Raw genomic sequence first — 20,300 nt, forward strand, 5'->3', positions numbered from 1 at the left:
GCGGGGTGCCGGTCGGCGCACGTCAGCCGGGACCGTCGTCGCCCGGATGCCAGCGCTCACGCACGAGGGCGCGGTACCGGGCCGACCGGACCGCGCCGGCCGTCACGACGCCCGGGGCCGCGAGGGTCACGACGGCCAGGACCACCGCCATGGCGGCGAACGGTACGCCGTCGGCCACCAGGGCGACGCCCCCGCCCGCCAGCCCGGCGAGGACGGACGGTGCGAGCAGCCCGCAGCCCACCAGGAGCACGAGCGCGAGCGTCGCGGGCGCCGACCAGGGGGACAGGAGCTCCCGGACGACGTCGTCGGCGGGAGGCGCGGACGGCTCCGGGGAGCGCAGGGCCGCGCGCGCGGCCCTGCGACGCCGTTCCTCTCCTGACACCGGGAGGAGGACCCACACCGCTCCGAGGAGCAGCGCCGTCCCGACGAGCGCCCCGCCCACGCCGACGAGGACGTCGATCGACACCTCGCCCACCGGTCCGTAGTACCGGTCCGGCCCGAACTTGCGCGGGTGACGCATCCACAGGCCGACCAGGAACAGGACGAGGCCCGTCATCCCGGCGCCGCCCAGCACCGCGGCCGCCCGGTCGTTCCGGAGAGTCCGCCGGCCGTCGGGCCGCGCGGGTGCCGTCGCGCCGAGCGCGGCGCGGCGACGGCGTTCGGCCGCCTCGGCGAAGCGCACCTCGTTCGGCCCCCACGTCGTGCGCACCGCGTCCTGCGCCGCGGACCAGCGTGCGCGCAGCCCCCGCAGGAGCAGCAGCCCGGTCGCGGCCACGACCCCCACGACGGTGGAGACCGTGACGGTCGGCGCGCGCTCGACGTCGTCGCGGTCCATGGCGAGGAGACCGATCACCAGCGCGAGGAGAGCGAGCACGAGGAACGTCCACGCGAGCCCGGCGAGCGCCCCCGGAGGGCTCTGGTCCGCCACGCGCCGTCGGACCGAGTGCGGCGGCACGTCGGTGGCCGGGCGGTCCTCGCGCAGCAGGGCGGTCGCGGTCGCGAGCGTCGCCGCGGCACGCACCGGCACGAAGGCCGACACGGCCACCGCGAGGGTCAGGACCCACCAGACGATCGTCGAGCGCACGATCTCGTCGGCCTCGTGCCGTCCGCCCGGGACGAGCTCACCGCCGACGAGCGTGAGCCCCAGGAGGACGAGGAAGCCCAACACCGTGCCGGCGAGGAACGCTCCGCTCCCCGCCGCGAGCCCGTCGAGCCGCGCGGGTCCCACGGCGTCCCGGATCTCGACGAACCGGTAGGCCGCACGCTCGCGGCGGTGCCGGGGTCGCTCACCGCGGCCCTCGGGGGAGCGGTCGACGCGGGAGGGGGCCACGCGGGCAGGATAGCGAGCGGCACCCGGCGGTGGCGCGGCCTCGGCCCCTGACGGGGTGCGACGCCGGTGCGGCGCCGGGTCAGCCGGCGACCGGCGCGCCGACCCGCCGGGGAGCGGCGGACGTCGGCGCGCCCTCCGCCGGGGCGAGCCGCACGGCGATGCCCGGCGCGAGCCCCAGCGTCCGGGCCTCCGCGCGGGTCACGACGACGGACACCACCTCGTCCTCGGTGGCCACCTCGGCCCGCACCTCGAAGCCCACGCGCGTCGTACGGGTCACGACGCCGGGCACCGGCCCGCCGGGGCGGGACGGCGTCGCGACGTCCGCGGTGCTGTCGGGCACCACCTCGACGTGGACGTCGTGCGGGCGCACGAGCACGCCGCCGAGGCGCGTCACCGGCCCGAGGAAGCCCATGACGAAGTCGTTCGCGGGGCGGTCGTAGAGGTCGTCCGGCGTGCCGACCTGCTCGATGCGCCCCTCGTTGACGACGACGATCTCGTCGGCGACCTCCAGCGCCTCCTCCTGGTCGTGCGTGACGAACACCGTGGTCACGGGGATCTCGTCGTGCAGGCGGCGCAGCCAGTCGCGCAGCTCCTTGCGGACGTTGGCGTCGAGCGCGCCGAACGGTTCGTCGAGCAGCAGCACGCTCGGGCGGATCGCCAGGGCACGCGCGAGCGCCATGCGCTGGCGCTGGCCGCCCGAGAGCTGCGACGGCAGCCGGTGCGCGAAGCTCTCGAGGTGCACGAGGCGCAGGAGCTCGTCGACCCGCTCGGCGATCTCGGCCTTCGGCGTGCGGCGGATCTCGAGGCCGAACGCGACGTTCCGCGCGACGCTCAGGTGCTTGAACGCCGCGTAGTGCTGGAAGACGAAGCCCACGTTGCGGCGTCGGGCCGGCAGGTTCGTGGCGTCGCGGCCCTCGATCTCGATCTCGCCGGAGTCGGGCACCTCGAGCCCGGCCACGACGCGCAGCAGCGTCGACTTGCCGCCGCCGCTCGGGCCGAGCAGCGCCGTGAGGCGGCCGGTCGGCACGGAGACGGAGACGTCGTCGAGCGCGACGAAGTCGCCGAAGGTCTTGCGGACGTTGCGGATCTCGATGCTCATGCGTCGGCCTCCGTGGGGGCGGCTGTTCGAGGGGCGGCTGTTCGGGGGGCCGTGCGGCGGGTGCGGGGGTCGGTGGCGTCGTCGGAGCGGAGGAAGGTCACCGCGACGATGCACGCGACGGACACGGACGCGAGGAGGAACGCGACCGCGTAGGCCGTGCCCTGCTCGAAGTCCTGGTAGCGCTGCTCGACGAGGAGCGTGGACGTCTGGGTGCGGCCCTCGAAGTTGCCGGAGACCACCTTGACGGCGCCGAACTCGCCGAGCGCCCGGGCGAGCGTGAGCACGACGCCGTAGACCACCGCCCACTTGACGGCCGGCAGGGTGATGCGCCGGAAGATCTGGAACCGGCTCGCCCCGAGGCTCGTCGCGGCGAGCTCCTCCTCCGTGCCGAGCTCGGTGAGGACCGGCACGACCTCGCGGATCACGAGCGGGAGGCACACGAACGCCGTCGCGAGGACGATGCCGGGCGGCGCGAAGATCACCTGGAGCCCGGCGTCCTCGAGCGCGCCGCCGAACCAGCCGTTCTTGCCGTACACGAGGACGAGCGACAGCCCGACGACGATGGGCGAGACGGACAGCGGGAGGTCGAGCAGGGCGTTGAGGAGCGCCTTGCCCGGGAAGTCGTACCGGACGACGAGCATCGAGATGCCGACGCCGAACACGGTGTTGAGGAGCACGACCTGCACCGCGACGGCCGCGGTGAGCTGGAGCGCGAAGACGACGGACGGGTCGGCGAGCGCCCGCTGGAACGTCTCGAGCCCGTCGGCGAACGCACCGCGCACGACGAGCGAGACCGGCCACCCGACGAGCAGCACGAGGTAGACGACCACGACGGCGCGCAGCGCACGGCGCACCCACGGAGAGCTATCCACGGCGGGCCACCCTGCGCTGGAGGAGCTGGATCGTCGCGATGACGAGGAGGGACACGAGCAGGAGGACGGAGGCGACGGCCGCCGCCTGCTCCGGCTGGCCGTTCTCCAGGTAGCTGAGGATGCGCACGGAACCGACCTCGGTGCGCATCGGCAGGTTCCCGGAGAGCAGGACGAGCGCGCCGTACTCGCTGATGGCGCGCGCGAACGACAGCGCCGCACCCGCGGTGATCGCGGGCGCGAGGGCCGGGAGGACGACGCGGCGGAAGGTCGTGGACCGCGTCGCGCCGAGCGACGCGGCGGCCTCCTCGACGTCCCGGTCGAGCTCGGCGAGCACGGGCTGCACGCTGCGCACCACGAACGGCAGCGTGACGAAGAGGAACGCGAGGAAGACGGCGGCGCGCGTGTTCGCGACGTCGATCCCGAGCGGTCCCGACGGTCCGTACAGCGCGAGCAGCACGAGGCCGGCCACGATCGTCGGGAGCGCGAACGGGATGTCGATGAGGACCTCGAGGAGCCGCTTGCCGGGGAACCGGTCGCGCACGAGGACCCAGGCGACGAGCGTTCCCATGACGACGTTGACGGCGGTCACGCCGAGGGCCTGCGTCACCGTGAGGGTCAGCGCCGCGGCGGTCTGCGGCTGCGTCACGGCGGCGACGAAGGCGGGCCAGCCGCCGACGGACGTCTCGACGAGCACGGCGATCAGCGGGACGAGCGCGAGCGCCGAGAACCACACGAGCGCGACGCCGAGCCCGAGGCCCGACGCCGCCGTGAGGCGGTAGGGGCCGTTGGGCGTCCGGCGGCGCGTGCGGCCCGGGGCGGCCGGGGCCGGGCGGTGCTGGCGCGCCGCCCGGCCCGGTCGTCCAGCGAGGGTCGATGACACGGGTCACTGCTTCCCGGTCTCGGCCTGGATCTTCGTCACGAGACCCTCGTCGCCGAAGAACTTGTCGTTCGTGGCCGACCAGCCGCCGAAGTCGTCGGCGATGGTGAGGAGGGTCGGGACGGCGGGGAACGGGTCGCTCGGGTCGTTCGCGCCCTCGACCTCGAAGTCGACGTCGCCGGTGAGCGGGCGGAAGCCCACGTGCGCGAACGCCTCCTGACCCTCGGGCGTGAGGACGAAGTCGAGGTAGCTCTGGGCCTTCGGGTCGGCGTCGACCGTCACCGCGGCCGGGTTCTCGATGAGGAGCGTCTGGTCGGGGACCACGTAGTCGAACGCTTCGCCGTTCTGCCGCGCGAGGATCGCCTCGTTCTCGTAGGAGATCAGGACGTCGCCGGTGCCGGACGTGAAGGCCGTCGTCGCGTCGCGGCCGCTGCCCGGGAGCGCGACGGCGTTGGTGAAGAACTTCCGCAGGTACTCGGTCGCGTCCTCCTCCGAGCCGCCGTTCGCGATGACGCTGCCCCAGCCGGCGAGGATGTTCCAGCGGGCCGAGCCCGACGAGCCGGGGTTGGGGGTGACGATCTCGACGCCCGGCTGGACGATGTCCTCCCAGCTCCGGATGTTCTTCGGGTTGCCCTCGCGCACCACCAGCACGACGACGGACTGGCTGACGATGCCCTGGTGATCGCCCGCGTTCCAGTCCTCGGCGACGAGGCCGGCGTCGACGAGACGCGTCACGTCGCCCTCGAGGGAGAAGTGCACGTAGTCGGCCTCCAGGCCGTCGGCGACGGCGCGGCTCTGGTCGCCGGAGGCGCCGTACGACGTCTCCCACGTGACGCCCTGGCCGTCCTCGGTCTCGCCCCACAGCTCCTGCGCGGCGTCGTTGCCCGCCTTGGGCACGGCGAAGCCGACGAGGGAGAGGGTCGTGGGCTCGACGTCGGAGCCGGCGTCGCCGTTCGCGTCGCCACCGCCGGACCCGTCGACGGCGGTCGGCGCGCAGGCGGTGAGGACCAGGGCGGTGGCTGCCGCGGCAGCCGCGAGGGTGATCGTGGTCCGGAGGCGTCGCATGGTGTCGTCCTTCGTCGGGGTCCCGGGGCCGGGAGCGGGATGGTCGGATGGAGCGGCCGACGCGGCGAGGAAGATACTGGACTGCCGCGGTCGGGTAAGTCGAGATTCAAGCGCGGTGTTCCCACGCAGCGGAACCCCTGACCGACAGGTGGGACGACGTAACGCCACCGTGAACGCCGGGGCGCCCGGCGTCGTGGGGCGGCTGCGCCGCCCGGCCGTCCGTATGACCTCGCGCTTCGGTCCGGGCACGGGTGCTGTGGGACACTGAGGTACGTGGCCCCCCGCGGAGATGGACTTCTCAACCACGACCTCATGCCCGGCGAGAAAGGCCCCCAGGACGCCTGCGGCGTCTTCGGTGTCTGGGCGCCCGGCGAGGAGGTCGCCAAGCTCGCCTACTTCGGTCTGTACGCGTTGCAGCACCGAGGCCAGGAGTCGGCCGGCATCGCCACCAGCAACGGTGAGCAGATCCTGGTCTACAAGGACATGGGACTCGTGTCCCAGGTGTTCGACGAGACGGCGCTCAACGCCCTGACGGGGCACATCGCCGTCGGGCACTGCCGGTACTCGACCACGGGCGGCGTCACGTGGGAGAACGCGCAGCCGACGCTCGGCGCGACCGCGTCGGGGACCGTCGCGCTCGGGCACAACGGCAACCTCACCAACTCCGCCGAGCTCGTCAACCTCGTCGCGGAGCGCTACGGCAGCCAGCGTCGCGGCGAGCTCGCGCGCGGCAACACCACGGACACGGCGCTCGTCACCGCGCTCCTCGCGGGCGACGCCGACCACACGCTCGAGGCCACGGCGCTCGAGGTGCTCCCGCGCCTGCGTGGCGCCTTCTCGCTCGTCTTCATGGACGAGCGCACCCTCTACGCGGCGCGCGACCCGCAGGGCGTGCGCCCGCTCGTCCTGGGCCGACTCGAGCGCGGCTGGGTCGTGGCGAGCGAGACGCCGGCGCTCGACATCGTCGGTGCGTCGTACGTGCGCGAGGTCGAGCCGGGCGAGCTCATCGCCATCGACGCCGACGGCCTGCGCTCGCAGCGCTTCGCGCCGGCCGAGCGTGCGGGCTGCGTCTTCGAGTACGTCTACCTCGCGCGCCCCGACACCACCATCAACGGTCGTTCCGTGCATGCCGCGCGCGTCGAGATGGGTCGTCAGCTCGCGCGCGAGCACCCCGTCGAGGCCGACCTCGTCATCCCCGTCCCCGAGTCGGGCACGCCCGCCGCGGTGGGCTACGCCGCCGAGTCGGGCATCCCGTTCGGCCAGGGCCTGACCAAGAACGCCTACGTCGGGCGGACGTTCATCCAGCCGTCGGACACGCTGCGCCAGCTCGGCATCCGGCTCAAGCTCAACCCGCTGCGCGAGGTCATCCGCGGCAAGCGGCTCGTCGTCGTCGACGACTCGATCGTGCGCGGCAACACGCAGCGCGCGCTCGTCCGGATGCTGCGCGAGGCCGGCGCCGCCGAGGTCCACGTGCGCATCAGCTCGCCGCCCGTGAAGTGGCCGTGCTTCTACGGCATCGACTTCGCCTCGCGCGCCGAGCTCATCGCGAACGGCCTCTCTCCCGACGAGATCGGCAAGTCGCTCGGTGCCGACAGCCTGGGCTACATCTCGACCGAGGGCATGATCTCCGCGACCGAGCAGCCGTCGTCGCAGCTCTGCACGGCGTGCTTCACGGGGAAGTACCCCATCGAGCTGCCGCCCGACGACCAGCTCGGCAAGCACCTCCTCGAGCAGGCGGAGCTCCCGCTCGGCGCGCCCGAGGACGGGCTGCGCAGCCTGTCGGTGACCGCCGGCGGGGCCGGCGCGCTCCAGCACCCTTGAGCTCACCCCTGAACCCGACCGTGAGACCACCAGCACCACCGGCGCGTGCGCCGCGAGACCTCTTGGAGCCGACACCGTGACTGCCGACTCGCCCCAGACGGGCCTCACCTACGCCGCCGCGGGCGTCGACACCGAGGCCGGTGACAAGGCCGTCGAGCTCATGAAGGACGCCGTGCGCCGCACCCAGGGGCCGCAGGTCCTCGGCGGGGTCGGCGGGTTCGCGGGGCTCTACGACTTCTCCGAGGTCGCGACCTACCGTCGGCCGCTGCTCGCGACGTCGACCGACGGCGTCGGGACCAAGGTCGCGATCGCGCAGGCGCTCGACGTCCACGACACCATCGGGTTCGACCTCGTGGGCATGGTCGTGGACGACATCGTCGTGGTCGGTGCCAAGCCGCTGTTCATGACGGACTACATCGCGTGCGGCAAGGTCGTGCCCGAGCGCATCGCGGGCATCGTCCGCGGCATCGCGGCGGCCTGCGAGGTCGCGGGCACCGCGCTCGTGGGCGGCGAGACGGCCGAGCACCCGGGTCTGCTCGGCGCGGACGAGTACGACGTCGCCGGTGCCGCCACGGGGGTCGTCGAGGCCGACCGGCTGCTGGGCCCGGACCGCGTGCGCGAGGGCGACGTGCTCATCGCGATGGCGTCCTCCGGCCTGCACTCGAACGGGTACTCGCTCGTGCGCGCCGTGCTCAAGCACGCGGGCTGGGGCCTCGAGCGGCATGTCGACGAGCTGGGCCGCACGGTCGGCGAGGAGCTCCTCGAGCCGACGCGCGTGTACGCGAGCGACTGCCTCGCGCTGGCCGCCGACGACGCCGCGCAGGTCCACGCGTTCACGCACGTGACCGGCGGCGGGCTCGCCGCGAACCTCGCGCGCGTCCTGCCCGCCGGGCTCGTCGGCGTCGTGGACCGCGCGAGCTGGGACGTGCCGCCGGTCTTCCGCCTGGTGCGCGAGCTGGGCGGCGTGCCGCGCGGCGACCTCGAGAACACGCTCAACCTCGGCGTCGGCATGGTCGCCGTGGTCGGAGCCGACGGCGTCGACGCCGCGCTCGCGCGCTGCGCCGCCCTCGGTGTCCCCGCGTGGGTGCTGGGCACGGTCGATTCCTTCGACCCGGCGACGGTCGCCGACGTCGCGGACGGCGACCTCGTCGCCGGGACCAAGGGCGTCCAGGCCGGTGCCGTGCGTCTCGTCGGCGACTACCGCGCCTGACCTCCGGGGTCCCCGGGCGGGTGCGGTGGTCGCCGGCCCGCCCGGTGGAGGCCGCCCCGTGGCCGGGGCACGCCCCCGTCAGGCCACGACGACGGTCACGGCGCGCAGTCCTCGTGGCGGGGCGGTTCGCGAGGGCCTCAAGGTCACGAACAACGACCGCGCCGTCGCCTACGGGGCAGGCGACGGCGCAGTCGAGGTCGAGACGCTTCCGCGGCAGACGCGGCGAGAAAGGTGGTCGACGACCGTCAGCGGTCGTCGGACCAGTCGTTGTAGCGCTGGTCGTAGCGCTCGAGGTCGTCCGCCGACTCGGCGCCGAAGCGCGAGTCCGTCACGACATCCGTGTGGCTGTGACCGGTGAGCTCTTGCTCGAGCGCACTGTAGTTCGTCTCGGGGCTGTAGTACTTCAGCGCGCGAGCGACCTTGGTCTGCTTTGCCTTCTGACGGCCGCGGCCCATGGCTCCGACCCCCTCAACGTAGAAGCGGGGCGGCTACGTGCTCAGACGTGCGGCCCCGGGGTGTAGTTTCGTCTGTTCAGGGTCCAACGGTACATGCTCGGGGCCTATTCCATCCACTCAGAAGACCGTGACGGGCCGCGGACGTGCCTACCGTCACACACTCTCCACGAGCGATGGAGCCGCGGCAGCGGCCGCGGGCCGGGAGGGCCGCGGCCCGCCGGGTCCCGTAAGCCGCACGCGCGCCTATCCGGCCGTTCCGACCATAGAGCGCCTAATTCACCCGTCCGTCAAGTCGCCCGAAATCCGCATGCTGCGACAATGGAGGGTACTGGCGTCGTGCTGTCGTCGTGATCCGGGGTATCTGCCGGACCAGCGCGTACCAGGAGGAGGTGTCGTGATGTCCATGCACGGAGAGTCCGAGGTTCTGCTCACGCCCGCCGAGGTCGCCAGCCTGTTCCGCGTCGACCCCAAGACGGTCACCCGCTGGGCGAAGGCGGGCAAGCTCTCGTCGATCCGTACGCTCGGCGGGCACCGCCGCTACCGCGAGTCCGAGGTCCGGGCGCTGCTCGGCGCCGCCAGCGAGCCCGCGGAGGGCACCGACAAGTCCTGAGCCGACCGCGCGCCGCGCCGCCGGCACGGCCGGCGCGTCGGATCGGCAGGCAGACGCCCCGGCATGGACCCGGGCGAGCGCTCGGGCGACTACGAGCGCCGGCGCAGGATCGCCGCCGTGACGAGCGCGACACCGGCCACCACGGCACCCAGCAGCAGCTTGACGTTGCGCGACCGGTCGGGGTCCTCCTCGGGCAACCCGCCACCGGTGAGGAACGCACCCGTGTCCGAGGCCGCCTGCTTCGCCTGCTGGGCCGCCGCCTTCGCCTGGACGCGCGGGTCCAGGCGGGTCGTGAGCTCGTCGATGGTCCCCGCGAGCTCGGCGCGCGTGCGCGCGATCTCGTCCTCGAGCTGGGACTGGGACAGCGGGGGCACGAAGGCCCCGTCGGTACCGCTCACGGGCGCAGTCCTTCCTTGATGGTGGCTACGTCTTCCTTGATGCTGTCGACCGCTCCGGTCGGGGTCGGCGGGACGCCGCGCTGGAGCTGCTTGACGCCGACGAACGCGAGCGTACCGGCGACGAGCACGAGGACGAGGCCGACGATCAGCGCGGCGAGCCACACCGGCATGACGGTCGCGAGCCCCTCCATCGCCGAGTGGAGGAGGAAGCCCAGGCCGTAGAGGACGAGCACCCCGCCCACGACGAGCATGCCGATGCCGATGCCCGCGTGCTTGGCCTTCGTGGTGAGCTCGGCCTTCGCGAGCGCGATCTCGGAGCGGACGAGGCGCGTGGCCTGCTCGGACAAGCGCTCCACGAGCTGCCCGACCGTCGGCTTCTGCTCCTCGGGCGGGATGCGCCCGTCGATCCAGTCGCTCATCTCTCCGCCTTTCCGCAGGTGACCCCACCACTCAACCGGCACCCGGGGCGGCGCGCAACTTCCCGCGAGGCCGGGCAGGGCGCCGTGGGAGGGCCGCGCGGCACCCGCGCCGAGATACGAAAGACCCCCGCCCGGTTCCCGGGAGGGGGTCTCTTCGGTGGCTCCGACCGGCGTCGATCCGGTGACCTTTCGATTTTCAGTCGAACGCTCTACCAACTGAGCTACAGAGCCATGGGGGAAGAGCCCGGCCGGCCGATGCCGACCGGGCTCTTCGCCTCACGCGACCCTGACGGGACTTGAACCCGCGACCTCCGCCGTGACAGGGCGGCGCGCTAACCAACTGCGCTACAGGGCCTTGCTGTTCTTTCGCGAGACACACCCTAACACCAGGGAACCCGGTGGTTTTCACCAGTGGACCTGGTGGTGTGGTGGCCCGCTTTCGAACCGAGAGGATCGTACCGTACCGGTGAGCCGATCCGTAAATCCGCTGGTGGCCACCGGTCCCGAGGCGATCACGCGTACCCCCAACGGGATTCGAACCCGTGCTACCGCCGTGAAAGGGCGGGGTCCTAGGCCGCTAGACGATGGGGGCTCAGGAACGTCGGCCAGTGTACAGCGGCGCGACCGTGACCTCCCGGTCGGTCCGCCCGTCCGGTCCGACCCGGTGCGCGGGGGAGGATGGTCGCGTGGTGGAGATGACGCGGGCCGAGTTCGAGGACGCCGTGCGGGACGGGCTGGACCTCGTCCCCGAGGACCTCGCGGCGCAGATGGACAACGTCGTGGTGCTGGTCGAGGACGACGCGCCCGCCGACGACCCCGACCTCCTGGGGCTGTACGAGGGGGTCCCCCTCACGGAGCGGGACCACATGTGGGCGGCGGGGGCGCTGCCCGACCGCATCACGATCTTCCGCAACCCGACGCTCGCGATCTGCGAGACGCGCGAGGACGTGGTCGAGGAGGTGGCGGTGACGGTCGTCCACGAGATCGCGCACCACTTCGGCATCGACGACGACCGTCTGCACGAGCTCGGCTGGGGCTGACGCCGGGCGGCGCGCGGGTGCTGCTCGCTACGATCGGGTGGTGACGACGAGCGCCGCGAGCGACACCCGGCACGGCGGTGCGCACGACCACGAGGCCGTCGCGCGCCTGCTCCACGCGCTCGCGGACCCGAGCCGGCTCGCGATCGTGCACCTGCTCACGGGGACCGAGCGGCGCGTCGTCGACCTCACGCGCGAGCTGGGGCTCGCGCAGTCCACGGTCTCCGCGCACCTGACGACCCTGCGCGACGTGGGCGTCGTCGCGGTCCGGCGCGAGGGTCGCTCGTCCTGGTACCGCCTCGTGCGCCCCGAGGTGGCGCATCTTCTCGCCGACGCGGAGCACGTCGCGCTCGCCCCCTGAGCTGCACCCCGGCGTGCGCCCCCGTGAGTGCCTGACGGGCGCCGTCGCGCGGCGGAACAGGGCTGGCATTCATCGCCGACTACCGATATCATCGGTGACTGACGATGAATAGGAGGGGCGATGGGAGCCGGTCACGACCACGGTGCGGTGGGCCTCGCCGTGCCCGACCACCGCGCACGGCTCGCCGTCGCGTTCGGGATCACCGCGACGATCCTCGTCGCGCAGGCCATCGGAGCGGTCCTCACGGGGAGCCTCGCGCTCCTCACGGACACGGCGCACATGCTCACCGATGCGACGGGCCTGCTCGTGGCGCTCGTCGCCGCGTCGCTCGTGCTCCGGCCAGCGACCAAGCGCCGCACGTGGGGCTTGCGCCGCGTCGAGGTGCTCGCTGCCCTCGCGCAGGCGGCGCTCCTCCTCGGGGTCGGCGCGTACGCCGTCGTCGAGGGCGTCCGGCGCCTGTTCTCGCCGCCGGACGTCCCCTCGTCGGAGCTGCTCGTCTTCGGGGTCGTCGGCCTGGTCGGCAACGTCGTCGCGATCGCCGTCCTCGCGTCCGGGCGCCGGGCGAACCTCAACCTGCGCGCGGCGTTCCTGGAGGTCGTCAACGACGCCCTGGGGTCGGTCGGGGTGATCGTGGCGGCCGTCGTCATCGCGACGACGGGGTACCAGCAGGCCGACGCGATCGCCGGCCTCTTCATCGCGCTGCTCATCGTCCCCCGCGCCTTCCGCCTCCTGCGCGAGGCGACGGCCGTGCTCATGGAGTTCACGCCGGAGGGGCTGGACCTCGACGACGTCCGGGCGCACATCCTCTCGCTCGACCACGTGGAGGACGTGCACGACCTCCACGCGTCGACCGTCGCGACCGGCCTGCCGACCATCTCGGCGCACGTCGTGGTCGACGACGCGTGCTTCCGGGACGGGCACGCGCTCGAGATCACCGAGCGGGTCCGCGCGTGCGTCGCGCACCACTTCCCGGTGTCGGTCGAGCACTCGACGTTCCAGCTCGAGACGGCCGCCCTGCGCGACCGCGAGGCGCACGGCCACGCCTGAGCGCTCGGCGGACGCGCCGAACCCGGCGACAACCCCGGGTTCGGCGCTCTGCGGGTGCGGGGCACGGCCACACTAGGGTGGGTGTCATGACGATCCTCGTGACCGGCGGAGCCGGGTACATCGGCGCGCACGTGGTGCGCCTTCTCCAGGAGCGTGGCGAGAAGGTGGTCGTGGTCGACGACCTCAGCACCGGTCGCGCGGACCGCGTCGGCGACGCCACGCTCGTCGAGGTCGACGTCGCGGCGCCCGAGGCCGTGGACGTGCTGACGCGCGCCCTTACCGAGCACGACGTGCGCGCGGTGATCCACTTCGCGGCGCGCAAGCAGGTGGGGGAGTCGGTCGAGAAGCCGGCCTGGTACTACCAGCAGAACGTCGGGGGCTTCACGAACCTCGTCACCGCCATGCAGGCGGCCGGCGTCGACCGCCTCGTCTTCTCCTCGTCGGCGGCGACGTACGGCATGCCGTCGGTCTCCCTCGTCGAGGAGAAGCTGCACGCCGAGCCGATCAACCCCTACGGCGAGACGAAGCTCGTCGGCGAGTGGCTCGGCCGCGCGGCCGGTCGCGCGTGGGGCCTGCGGTTCGTCGCGCTGCGGTACTTCAACGTGGCCGGCGCGGGCTGGCCCGAGCTCGGCGACCCCGCGGTGCTCAACCTCGTCCCCATGGTGCTCGACCGCCTGGAGCGCGGTGAGCGGCCCAAGATCTTCGGCGACGACTACCCGACGCCGGACGGCACGTGCATCCGCGACTACATCCACGTCCTGGACCTCGCGCACGCGCACCTCGCGGCGCTCGGGTACCTCGATGCCGACGAGCGCCCGTTCGACGTGTTCAACGTCGGGACCGGGCAGGGGTCGTCGGTGCGCGAGGTGATCGACGAGATCGGGCGCGTGAGCGGGCTCGACGTCACGCCGGAGGTCCTCCCGCGGCGCGCCGGCGACCCGCCGCAGCTCGTGGGCGACCCGCGCCGGATCAACGAGCTGTTCGGCTGGCGGGCGACGAACGGCCTGCCCGAGATCATCTCGTCCGCGTGGGAGGCATGGCAGGCCGGCCCGCGCCGCATCGAGGGCGTGGCACCCGGCGCCGCGCAGGGCGCTCCCGAGGTGTGAGCGACCGCGTCCCGTGCGACCCTGCATTCCTCAGCATGCTGAGGAATGACCGGGGAGACGCCCCGGCGGCGGACGACGGGACCACGACGTGGGCGACGAGAACGACCCGGCACGGCTGTACGACCTGACCGCCGCGCGCGCGAGCCGGGTCGTGCTCGCGTCCTACTCGAGCTCGTTCGGGCTCGGCGCGCGACTCCTCGACGCGCCCACCCGCGACGGGATCGACGCCGTCTACGGCCTCGTCCGCATCGCCGACGAGGTCGTGGACACGCGCCGCGGGGACGGCGCGGCAGACCTCCTCGACGAGCTGGAGGCCGAGGCGGCGCGCGCGCTCGTGCGCGGGTGGTCGACCAACCTCGTCGTCCACTCGTTCGCGCGGACCGCGCGCCGGTGCGGCATCGGCCACGCGGAGGTCGACCCGTTCTTCGCGTCGATGCGCACCGACCTCACGGTGCGCGTGCACGACCGGGCGAGCTACGAGCGCTACGTCTTCGGCTCGGCTGAGGTCGTCGGCCTCATGTGCCTTGCGGTCTTCCTCAACGCGCGCCGCCGCCCCGGCGAGCCGCTCCGGGTGCCCGACCCCGTGCTCGTCCGGGGCGCGCGGGCGCTCGGCGCGGCGTTCCAGAAGATCAACTTCCTGCGCGACCTGCGCACGGACCACGACGAGCTGGGGCGGGCGTACCTGCCCGGCGTCGTCCCCGGCCGGCTGCGCCGGCGCGACGTCGAGGCGTTCTGCCGCGAGGTCGAGGAGGATCTCGCCGCGGCGCGCACGGCCCTCCCGGGGTTGCCCGTGCGGCCGCGGATCGCGGTCGCCGCGACGGTCGCGGTCTACGAGCGGCTGCTGGCCCGACTCGCTGCGACGCCGCCCGAGGACATCCTCCGCGCCCGTGTGCGCGTCCCCGACACCGTCAAGGTCGCGCTCGCGGCCCGCGCCGCCGGCGGCCAGCTCCTCAACCAGGTGGCGTCCGGCCGGTCCCCGCGCCCGTGGAAGGTGCTCGCGTGAGGGCGCCGCGCGTCGCCGTCGTCGGGGGCGGGATCTCGGGGCTCGCGACCGCGGCGCTGCTCGCGCGCGGAGGCGCGCGCGTCACGCTGCTCGAGCGCCACGAGACCCTGGGGGGCCGAGCCGGCACGCTCGACCTCGACGGCTTCCGCTTCGACACCGGCCCGTCCTGGTACTTCATGCCCGAGGTGTTCGACCACTTCTTCGCGCTCCTGGGAGCGCGGGTCGAGGACCACGTCGACCTCGTCCCGCTCGACCCGGCCTATCGCGTCTTCTTCGAGCCGGACGGCACCGACGTCGCGTCGACCTTCGAGCTCTCGGCGAGCCCGGGCGTGAACCGGTCCCGGTTCGACGCGGTCGAGCCCGGCGCCGGGACTCGTCTCGCCGCGTACGCCGCGGACGCGAGCGAGGCGTACGGGCTCGCGCTCGACCACTTCCTGTACACCACGTTCGAGCGCCCCGACCGGGCGTTCTCGCCGGCGATGCTGCGGCGGCTCCCTCGCCTCGCGCCGCTGCTGCGCGAGTCGCTCGCGGACCGCGCGGCGCGTGCCGTCGAGGACCCGCGGCTGCGCCAGCTCCTGGGGTACCACGCCGTCTTCCTGGGCTCGTCGCCGTACCGCGCCCCCGCGCTGTACTCGCTCATGAGCCACCTGGACCTCGTCGAGGGCGTCCGGTACCCCCGCGGCGGGATGTACACGGTGATCGAGGCCGTCGCGCGGCTCGCGCGCGACGAGGGTGCGGAGCTGCGCACCGGTGCCGACGTCGCGGGCATCGAGGTCGTCGGAGGAGAAGGGCGGCGCGGGCGCGTGACCGGTGTCCGCCTCGCCTCGGGCGAGCTCGTGGAGGCGGACGTCGTCGTGTCGGCCGCGGACCGCCACCACACCGAGACCGCGCTCCTCGACCCCGTGTGGGCCGACCTGCCCGCCCGGGCGTGGGAGGACAAGGGACCGGGCATCTCGGCCCTGCTCGTGCTCGCCGGGGTCCGGGGCGAGCTGCCCGAGCTGGCGCACCACTCGCTCTTCTTCACGCGCGACTGGCCCGCGAACTTCGACGCCGTGCTCGGCACCGACCGTCGCAGCGACCCGCGCGGGCTGCGCGTGCCCGACCCCGCCTCGCTCTACGTGTCTCGCACGTCCGCGACGGACGGGCCGACGTCGGGCGCCCCCGCCGCCCCGCCCGGGCACGAGAACCTCTTCCTCCTCGTCCCGTTCCCCGCCGACCCGACGCTCGGGGCGGACGCCCCGTCGCAGCGCACCCTCGACGCGCTCGCGGACCGCTACCTCGCCCAGGTCGGCCGGTGGGCCGGGATCGACGAGCTCCCGGGGCGGGTCGTCACGCGGCGCGTGCTCGGGCCCGCCCACTTCTCGACCGAGCTCTCGTCGTGGCGCGGCGGCGCGCTCGGCATGGAGCACACACTGCGGCAGTCCGCGCTGTGGCGGCCGGGAAACGTCTCCCGTCGTGTCGACGGGCTGTACCACGCGGGGGGTGGCACGATCCCGGGCGTGGGACTGCCGATGTGCCTCATCAGCGCCGAGCTCGTCGCGAAGCGGCTGCTCGGCGAGACGTCGTCGCGCCCGTTGCCCGCGCCCTTGCGCGCCGGGTTCCTCGCGGCGAGCCGGCGGCCGGAGCGCCTGCGGCCTGCCGACGGGAAGCCGGTCGGGGTCCGCCGGTGACGGGTCTGGCGTACCTCGGCGCGCTCGTCGTCGCGCTCGGCGGTCTCGCCGTGCTCGACCGGCGCTTCCGCCTCGCGTTCTGGGCGGACCGGCGTCGCGCCGCGCTCACGGTGGGGCTCGGCGTCGTCGGGTTCCTCCTCTGGGACGTCGCGGGCCTCGCGCTCGGCATCTTCGCGCGCGGGGAGAGCCCCTGGATGACGGGGCTCCTGCTCGCGCCCGACCTTCCCGTCGAGGAGGCGGTCTTCCTGACGCTCCTGTGCTACAACGCGTTGCTCGTCTGGCGCGGTGCCGAGCGCGTGCTCGTCGCCCGCCGTGCCCGGGCGGAGGACGACGCGTGACGAACATCGTGCTCAACGTGATCGTCCTGGCGGTCCTCGTCGTCGTGTCGTGGCGCGTGCTGCGGCGCCTGCGGCCCGGCCCGCTCGTGTGGGCCGCCGCCGTGATGTGCGTGCTGACGCTCGTGTTCGACACGCTCATGATCGCCGCCGACCTCTACGTCTTCGACCCGGACAAAATCCTCGGCGTGCGGCTCTGGGGCGCGCCCCTCGAGGACTTCGCCTACGCGCTCGCCGCGGCGCTGGGCATGCCGGTGCTCTGGACGGCGCTCGGGGCGCGTGACCGTGACCGCGTCGCCGACGGTCGTGCCGCCCCCGACAGGCACTCCGACGGCCGGACGGACGAGGACACCCGGTGAAGGACGTGCTCGCCGCGTCGCGGCCCTTCTCGTGGATCAACACCGCCTACCCGTTCGCCGCGGGCTACCTCGTCGCGACCGGCGGCCGGGTCGACCTCGCGCTCGTCGTCGGGACGCTGTACTTCCTCGTGCCGTACAACCTGCTCATGTACGGCGTCAACGACGTCTTCGACTACGCGAGCGACCTGCGCAACCCGCGCAAGGGCGGGATCGAGGGGGCGCTCGCCGACCCGGCGACCGCACGCGCGACCCACCGGCGCATCCTGCGCGCGTGCGTGGCGACCAACGTGCCGTTCCTCGTCGCCCTGGTGCTCCTGGGCGACCCGCTCGCTGCCGTGGTCCTCGCGCTCGTCGTGCTCGGCGTCGTCGCGTACTCCGCGCCGAACCTGCGGTTCAAGGAGCGTCCGTTCCTCGACTCGTTCACGTCCGCGATGCACTTCGCCGGGCCGCTGCTCTACGCGCTCGTGCTCGCGGACGCGGATCTCTCCGCGCGCACGGTGTGGCCCGTGCTCGTGGGGTTCGTGCTGTGGGGGATGGCGTCGCACGCGTTCGGGGCGGTGCAGGACGTGCGCGCGGACCGCGAGGGCGGGATCGCGTCCGTCGCGACGGCGGTCGGCGCCCACGCGACGGTCGTCGGGGCGGCGGCGGCGTACCTGGCCGCCGCGGCGGTCCTCGCCGTGCTGCCCTGGCCCGGTGTCCTCGCCGCCCTCCTGCCGCTCCCGTACGCGGCCAACGTGCTGCGGTTCCGCGACGTGCGTGACGACGACTGCGAGCGCGCCAACGCCGGGTGGCGGACGTTCCTGTGGCTCAACCTCGTGACGGGCTTCCTCGTGACGATGCTGCTCATCGCGAGCGCGACCACCTGACCACGGCCGCCCCCGAGGACGACGACGGCCCCGGCCCGCGAGGTCGTCGCGGTGCCGGGGCCATGGTCGCGGGTGCGGGAGCCCTCAGGACAGGTCGCCGTACTCCCAGTGCCAGGGCTCGTTCTTCGAGCCGCCGGCGCGGGCCCACTCGGGGTTGTCCCAGCCGTAGGCCGGCGCGTTGGCGCGCATCCACTCGTACTGCGCGGTGCCGTAGCTCTGGATGCCGCCGCCGAGGTCGAGCGCGAGCGCCCACCCGTGGTTCGACATGCCCGGGGGCGCCGCGAAGTATCCGCGCGACGCCTTGACCGCGACCTGCGAGGCGTAGGAGCGGTAGGAGTCCGTGACGGAGAGGTTCACGCCGAACGCCTCCCGGAACTTCTCGTTGAGCGCCTCGATCTGGTGCGCCGCGTCGCAGCGGAGCTGCTCGCCCGGCGCGAACGACAGCTCGCACAGGGCGCTCGCCGGGATCTGCCCGTTGCCGTAGCCCGCCGTGGACGCCGCCCACGCGTCGAGCTGTGCCGCGATCTCCTCGGCCGACGGCGGCCCGGGCACGACCTGGACCGTCACGCCCGACCCGGCCGCGTCGAGGAGCGTCGACAGCTCGGCGGTCAGCGAGGCGATCTCCTCGGAGGACGACGCGCCGGCGAGGGACGCGTCGGTGCCCGGTGCGGTCGCGGTGTCGTCGGCGGACCCCGTCGCGAGGTCGGGCGACGCGGTGGCCGTGTCGGCGGCCGCGGCGTCCTCCTCGGGAGACTCGGTCGCGGTGTCGGCGGACGCGGAGGCGTCGGGAGCGGCGTCGTCGGGGTCCACCGCGCTCGCTGCCGAGAGGGACGCCGTCAGGTCGTCGGACGCCGCGGTGAGGTCGGGCAGGGCCGCGTCGAGGGCAGGGGACGCTGCCCCGAGGTCGCCGAGCGAGGTGCGAGCCGAGGAGCGGCTCGCGCGGTCGTTGCCGCGCTCGTCGAGCACCGGCACGCTCTCCTCGAGGGCGTCCGCCGCCAAAGGTTCGCCCGTCTCGGCCTCGTCCGGGTCGTCGGGAGTCGTGCCCGACGACCCGTCGGCGGGCGGAGCCCCGACGGAGACGCCCGGCAGCCCGGTGAAGCCGGGCGCCTGGTCCGCGGCGGAAACCTCGGTGACGGCCTCGCTGAGGCGCGTGCGGGCGTCCTCGATCTGGGCACGCTGCTCCGGGGTGAGCCCTGCGGCACCCTCCCCGGTGAGGAACTGTGCGCGCTGGAGCGCGTCGCCCGCCGCCTCGACCGTCTCCGGGTCGGCGGCGACGGTTCCGATCGTGGCGGGCGCGGGCGCGGGCATCGCGCTCGCGGTGGTCGCCCCCGAGGTCGGGGTGGGACCCGTCGCGGTGCCGGTCCCGGTGGCCGACGGCGCGGTGCCGCTCCCGAACGCCGCCGCGGCGGTGCTCGCCGTGAGCGCGACGGCGGCGACGGCGGCACCGGTCCCGAGCGTCCGGCGGCGGGGCGCGACACGGGCAGCGCCGTGCGCGCCGCGACGGGCGGCGGAGACGAGGGCAGCGGTGAGCGAGGCGCGGCTCGCGGTGTGGCGGCCCATCTAGCGCGCCTCGCCGCGGGCGGCGGGTCGCGCGCCGGTCGTGCTGTTCGTGTTGCGGGTGGACGTACGGTGCTGTGCAGTGGTCAAGCGAACGATCCGATCATCGGGCCGTGGTCGCGGGCGGTCGAGCACCGAAGCGCTCCCGTCCCTGGTGCACCTGCGCAGGACGGAGCGCTGGGTGACCACGACGGCGTGCGGTCGGGCGGGGCGCACGCGCCCTCTCACCACGACGCCGGCAGGCCTGGTCGCAAGGCGGACCGCGGAGACCTGTCGGCTGTTCCATCTTCAACTAGACATGTGTCCAGCGGGGTGCCGTCACGGGGGGAAGCCTCGCGAATGAGGTGCCGACCGTGTGGTCAGGATGTGAAGAAGGGGACGTGTCACGCGTCCTCCGCGCTCGCCGCGACGAGCGCGAGCACCGCGCGCGCGTAGGCGTCGGAGGCGTCCGCCGCGGCGAACTCCCCGACGTCGTCGAGCACCTCGGTACGGACGACGAACCCGCCCGTGGTCCGCTCGAGCCGCCGGAACGTGCCACCGAGCAGGTCCCGGAGCTGGCCCTCGAGAGGATGCCACAGGGCGTCCTCGAGCGCGACGGAGTCGAGCGCCCACTCGGTCGTCCCGTTGAACCCGAGCACGACGCCCGTGTCGAACTCGTGCGGCTCGATGGTCATGTCGCTCACGGTGAAGACGTCGCCGTCACGCCCCGTGGCCAGGAGGCGGAAGCGGTCGCCCGGTGCGGGGGACCACCGCACGCCGGCGTCGCGCAGGGCGAGCGCGAGGTCCCACGAGATCATGGCTGC

At 73.8% G+C, this 20,300-nt stretch carries 22 protein-coding genes and 3 tRNA genes; 12 read left to right on the plus strand and 13 right to left on the minus strand.

The features are described from left to right. Window positions 1-22: 22 nt before the first annotated feature. The 5 genes from JN535_RS03770 to JN535_RS03790 form a co-directional block, all read right to left on the minus strand. Window positions 23-1,330 (minus strand): hypothetical protein, encoded by a 1,308-nt coding sequence (locus JN535_RS03770; RefSeq protein ID WP_205202324.1) that lies wholly within the window; start codon window positions 1,328-1,330, stop codon window positions 23-25. 79 nt (window positions 1,331-1,409) lie between these two features. Then, window positions 1,410-2,429, minus strand: coding sequence for a sulfate/molybdate ABC transporter ATP-binding protein (locus JN535_RS03775; protein ID WP_205202326.1), 1,020 nt, complete (start codon window positions 2,427-2,429; stop codon window positions 1,410-1,412). After that, a complete protein-coding gene (locus JN535_RS03780) occupies window positions 2,426-3,301 on the minus strand; it encodes a sulfate ABC transporter permease (RefSeq protein WP_205202328.1) in 876 nt (291 codons plus the stop codon). The genes JN535_RS03775 and JN535_RS03780 overlap by 4 nt, the downstream gene beginning before the upstream one ends. Continuing rightward, complete coding sequence (gene cysT, locus JN535_RS03785) at window positions 3,294-4,181, minus strand: sulfate ABC transporter permease subunit CysT (RefSeq protein ID WP_205202330.1); 888 nt, start codon at window positions 4,179-4,181, stop codon at window positions 3,294-3,296. Before cysT ends, JN535_RS03780 begins: the two co-directional genes overlap by 8 nt. Before the next feature lie 3 nt (window positions 4,182-4,184). Next, window positions 4,185-5,243, minus strand: coding sequence for a sulfate ABC transporter substrate-binding protein (locus JN535_RS03790; RefSeq protein WP_205202332.1), 1,059 nt, complete (start codon window positions 5,241-5,243; stop codon window positions 4,185-4,187). A gap of 273 nt (window positions 5,244-5,516) precedes the next feature. Between JN535_RS03790 and purF the strand changes: the two genes are divergently transcribed. After that, a complete protein-coding gene (gene purF / locus JN535_RS03795; RefSeq protein WP_205202334.1) occupies window positions 5,517-7,064 on the plus strand; it encodes an amidophosphoribosyltransferase in 1,548 nt (515 codons plus the stop codon). Window positions 7,065-7,140: 76 nt separating this feature from the next. After that, window positions 7,141-8,274, plus strand: a complete 1,134-nt coding sequence (gene purM / locus JN535_RS03800) for a phosphoribosylformylglycinamidine cyclo-ligase (RefSeq protein WP_205202336.1) — start codon at window positions 7,141-7,143, stop codon at window positions 8,272-8,274. A gap of 245 nt (window positions 8,275-8,519) precedes the next feature. Here the strand turns inward: purM and JN535_RS03805 are convergent, their stop codons facing one another. After that, window positions 8,520-8,729: a DUF3073 domain-containing protein gene (locus tag JN535_RS03805; RefSeq protein ID WP_154799469.1), complete on the minus strand. Its 210-nt coding sequence runs from the start codon at window positions 8,727-8,729 to the stop codon at window positions 8,520-8,522. A gap of 397 nt (window positions 8,730-9,126) precedes the next feature. Between JN535_RS03805 and JN535_RS03810 the strand changes: the two genes are divergently transcribed. Continuing rightward, window positions 9,127-9,339: a BldC family transcriptional regulator gene (locus JN535_RS03810; RefSeq protein WP_024839011.1), complete on the plus strand. Its 213-nt coding sequence runs from the start codon at window positions 9,127-9,129 to the stop codon at window positions 9,337-9,339. An 89-nt stretch (window positions 9,340-9,428) separates the two neighbouring features. Here JN535_RS03810 and JN535_RS03815 read toward each other — a convergent pair whose 3' ends face one another. The 5 genes from JN535_RS03815 to JN535_RS03835 form a co-directional block, all read right to left on the minus strand. Next, window positions 9,429-9,737, minus strand: coding sequence for a DUF3618 domain-containing protein (locus JN535_RS03815; protein WP_307868166.1), 309 nt, complete (start codon window positions 9,735-9,737; stop codon window positions 9,429-9,431). After that, on the minus strand, window positions 9,734-10,156 hold the full coding sequence (locus JN535_RS03820; RefSeq protein ID WP_205202338.1) for a phage holin family protein: 423 nt from the start codon (window positions 10,154-10,156) through the stop codon (window positions 9,734-9,736). The genes JN535_RS03815 and JN535_RS03820 overlap by 4 nt, the downstream gene beginning before the upstream one ends. A gap of 158 nt (window positions 10,157-10,314) precedes the next feature. Continuing rightward, window positions 10,315-10,387: transfer RNA gene (locus tag JN535_RS03825), tRNA-Phe, on the minus strand. 50 nt (window positions 10,388-10,437) lie between these two features. After that, window positions 10,438-10,511, minus strand: a tRNA-Asp gene (locus JN535_RS03830). A gap of 164 nt (window positions 10,512-10,675) precedes the next feature. Next, window positions 10,676-10,748 (minus strand) — tRNA-Glu (locus JN535_RS03835). Window positions 10,749-10,851: 103 nt separating this feature from the next. On the opposite strand from JN535_RS03835, the gene JN535_RS03840 reads away from it, so the two are divergent. The 9 genes from JN535_RS03840 (at window position 10,852) to JN535_RS03880 (ending at window position 17,940) form a co-directional block, all read left to right on the plus strand. Further along, entirely contained in the window at window positions 10,852-11,196 is a 345-nt protein-coding gene (locus JN535_RS03840; protein ID WP_205203060.1) for a metallopeptidase family protein, read from the plus strand. A 40-nt stretch (window positions 11,197-11,236) separates the two neighbouring features. Further along, entirely contained in the window at window positions 11,237-11,554 is a 318-nt protein-coding gene (locus JN535_RS03845; RefSeq protein WP_205202340.1) for an ArsR/SmtB family transcription factor, read from the plus strand. Window positions 11,555-11,674: 120 nt separating this feature from the next. Further along, window positions 11,675-12,601: a cation diffusion facilitator family transporter gene (locus JN535_RS03850; RefSeq protein WP_205202342.1), complete on the plus strand. Its 927-nt coding sequence runs from the start codon at window positions 11,675-11,677 to the stop codon at window positions 12,599-12,601. Between the two features lie 86 nt (window positions 12,602-12,687). Further along, entirely contained in the window at window positions 12,688-13,707 is a 1,020-nt protein-coding gene (gene galE / locus JN535_RS03855; RefSeq protein ID WP_205202344.1) for a UDP-glucose 4-epimerase GalE, read from the plus strand. An 88-nt stretch (window positions 13,708-13,795) separates the two neighbouring features. Next, window positions 13,796-14,710, plus strand: a complete 915-nt coding sequence (locus tag JN535_RS03860) for a phytoene/squalene synthase family protein (RefSeq protein WP_205202345.1) — start codon at window positions 13,796-13,798, stop codon at window positions 14,708-14,710. Further along, entirely contained in the window at window positions 14,707-16,380 is a 1,674-nt protein-coding gene (crtI, locus tag JN535_RS03865; RefSeq protein WP_205202347.1) for a phytoene desaturase family protein, read from the plus strand. The genes JN535_RS03860 and crtI overlap by 4 nt, the downstream gene beginning before the upstream one ends. Then, complete coding sequence (locus JN535_RS03870; protein ID WP_205202348.1) at window positions 16,377-16,718, plus strand: lycopene cyclase domain-containing protein; 342 nt, start codon at window positions 16,377-16,379, stop codon at window positions 16,716-16,718. The genes crtI and JN535_RS03870 overlap by 4 nt, the downstream gene beginning before the upstream one ends. Next, window positions 16,715-17,074, plus strand: coding sequence for a lycopene cyclase domain-containing protein (locus JN535_RS03875; protein ID WP_205202349.1), 360 nt, complete (start codon window positions 16,715-16,717; stop codon window positions 17,072-17,074). Before JN535_RS03870 ends, JN535_RS03875 begins: the two co-directional genes overlap by 4 nt. After that, a complete protein-coding gene (locus JN535_RS03880; protein WP_205202350.1) occupies window positions 17,071-17,940 on the plus strand; it encodes a prenyltransferase in 870 nt (289 codons plus the stop codon). The genes JN535_RS03875 and JN535_RS03880 overlap by 4 nt, the downstream gene beginning before the upstream one ends. 84 nt (window positions 17,941-18,024) lie before the next feature. On the opposite strand, the gene JN535_RS03885 is transcribed toward JN535_RS03880, so the two are convergent. Continuing rightward, the gene (locus tag JN535_RS03885; protein ID WP_240200433.1) at window positions 18,025-19,500 is read right to left on the minus strand and encodes a M15 family metallopeptidase; all 1,476 of its coding nucleotides are present in this window, start codon (window positions 19,498-19,500) and stop codon (window positions 18,025-18,027) included. Between the two features lie 380 nt (window positions 19,501-19,880). Beyond that, entirely contained in the window at window positions 19,881-20,294 is a 414-nt protein-coding gene (locus JN535_RS03890; RefSeq protein ID WP_205202359.1) for a hypothetical protein, read from the minus strand. Window positions 20,295-20,300 lie beyond the last annotated feature (6 nt).

It is taken from the genome of Cellulosimicrobium cellulans, assembly GCF_016921195.1.
Classification (GTDB): Bacteria; Actinomycetota; Actinomycetes; order Actinomycetales; family Cellulomonadaceae; genus Cellulosimicrobium; species Cellulosimicrobium cellulans_F.

Bases quoted from the DNA above. Each gene is read 5' to 3' on its own strand.
- JN535_RS03840 (WP_205203060.1), top strand. From the start codon at position 10,852: ATGACGCGGGCCGAGTTCGAGGACGCCGTGCGGGACGGGCTGGACCTC.
- JN535_RS03805 (WP_154799469.1), bottom strand. From the start codon at position 8,729: ATGGGCCGCGGCCGTCAGAAGGCAAAGCAGACCAAGGTCGCTCGCGCG.
- JN535_RS03890 (WP_205202359.1), bottom strand. From the start codon at position 20,294: ATGATCTCGTGGGACCTCGCGCTCGCCCTGCGCGACGCCGGCGTGCGG.
- galE (WP_205202344.1), top strand. From the start codon at position 12,688: ATGACGATCCTCGTGACCGGCGGAGCCGGGTACATCGGCGCGCACGTG.
- JN535_RS03810 (WP_024839011.1), top strand. From the start codon at position 9,127: ATGTCCATGCACGGAGAGTCCGAGGTTCTGCTCACGCCCGCCGAGGTC.
- JN535_RS03775 (WP_205202326.1), bottom strand. From the start codon at position 2,429: ATGAGCATCGAGATCCGCAACGTCCGCAAGACCTTCGGCGACTTCGTC.
- JN535_RS03790 (WP_205202332.1), bottom strand. From the start codon at position 5,243: ATGCGACGCCTCCGGACCACGATCACCCTCGCGGCTGCCGCGGCAGCC.
- JN535_RS03820 (WP_205202338.1), bottom strand. From the start codon at position 10,156: ATGAGCGACTGGATCGACGGGCGCATCCCGCCCGAGGAGCAGAAGCCG.
- JN535_RS03850 (WP_205202342.1), top strand. From the start codon at position 11,675: ATGGGAGCCGGTCACGACCACGGTGCGGTGGGCCTCGCCGTGCCCGAC.
- JN535_RS03885 (WP_240200433.1), bottom strand. From the start codon at position 19,500: ATGGGCCGCCACACCGCGAGCCGCGCCTCGCTCACCGCTGCCCTCGTC.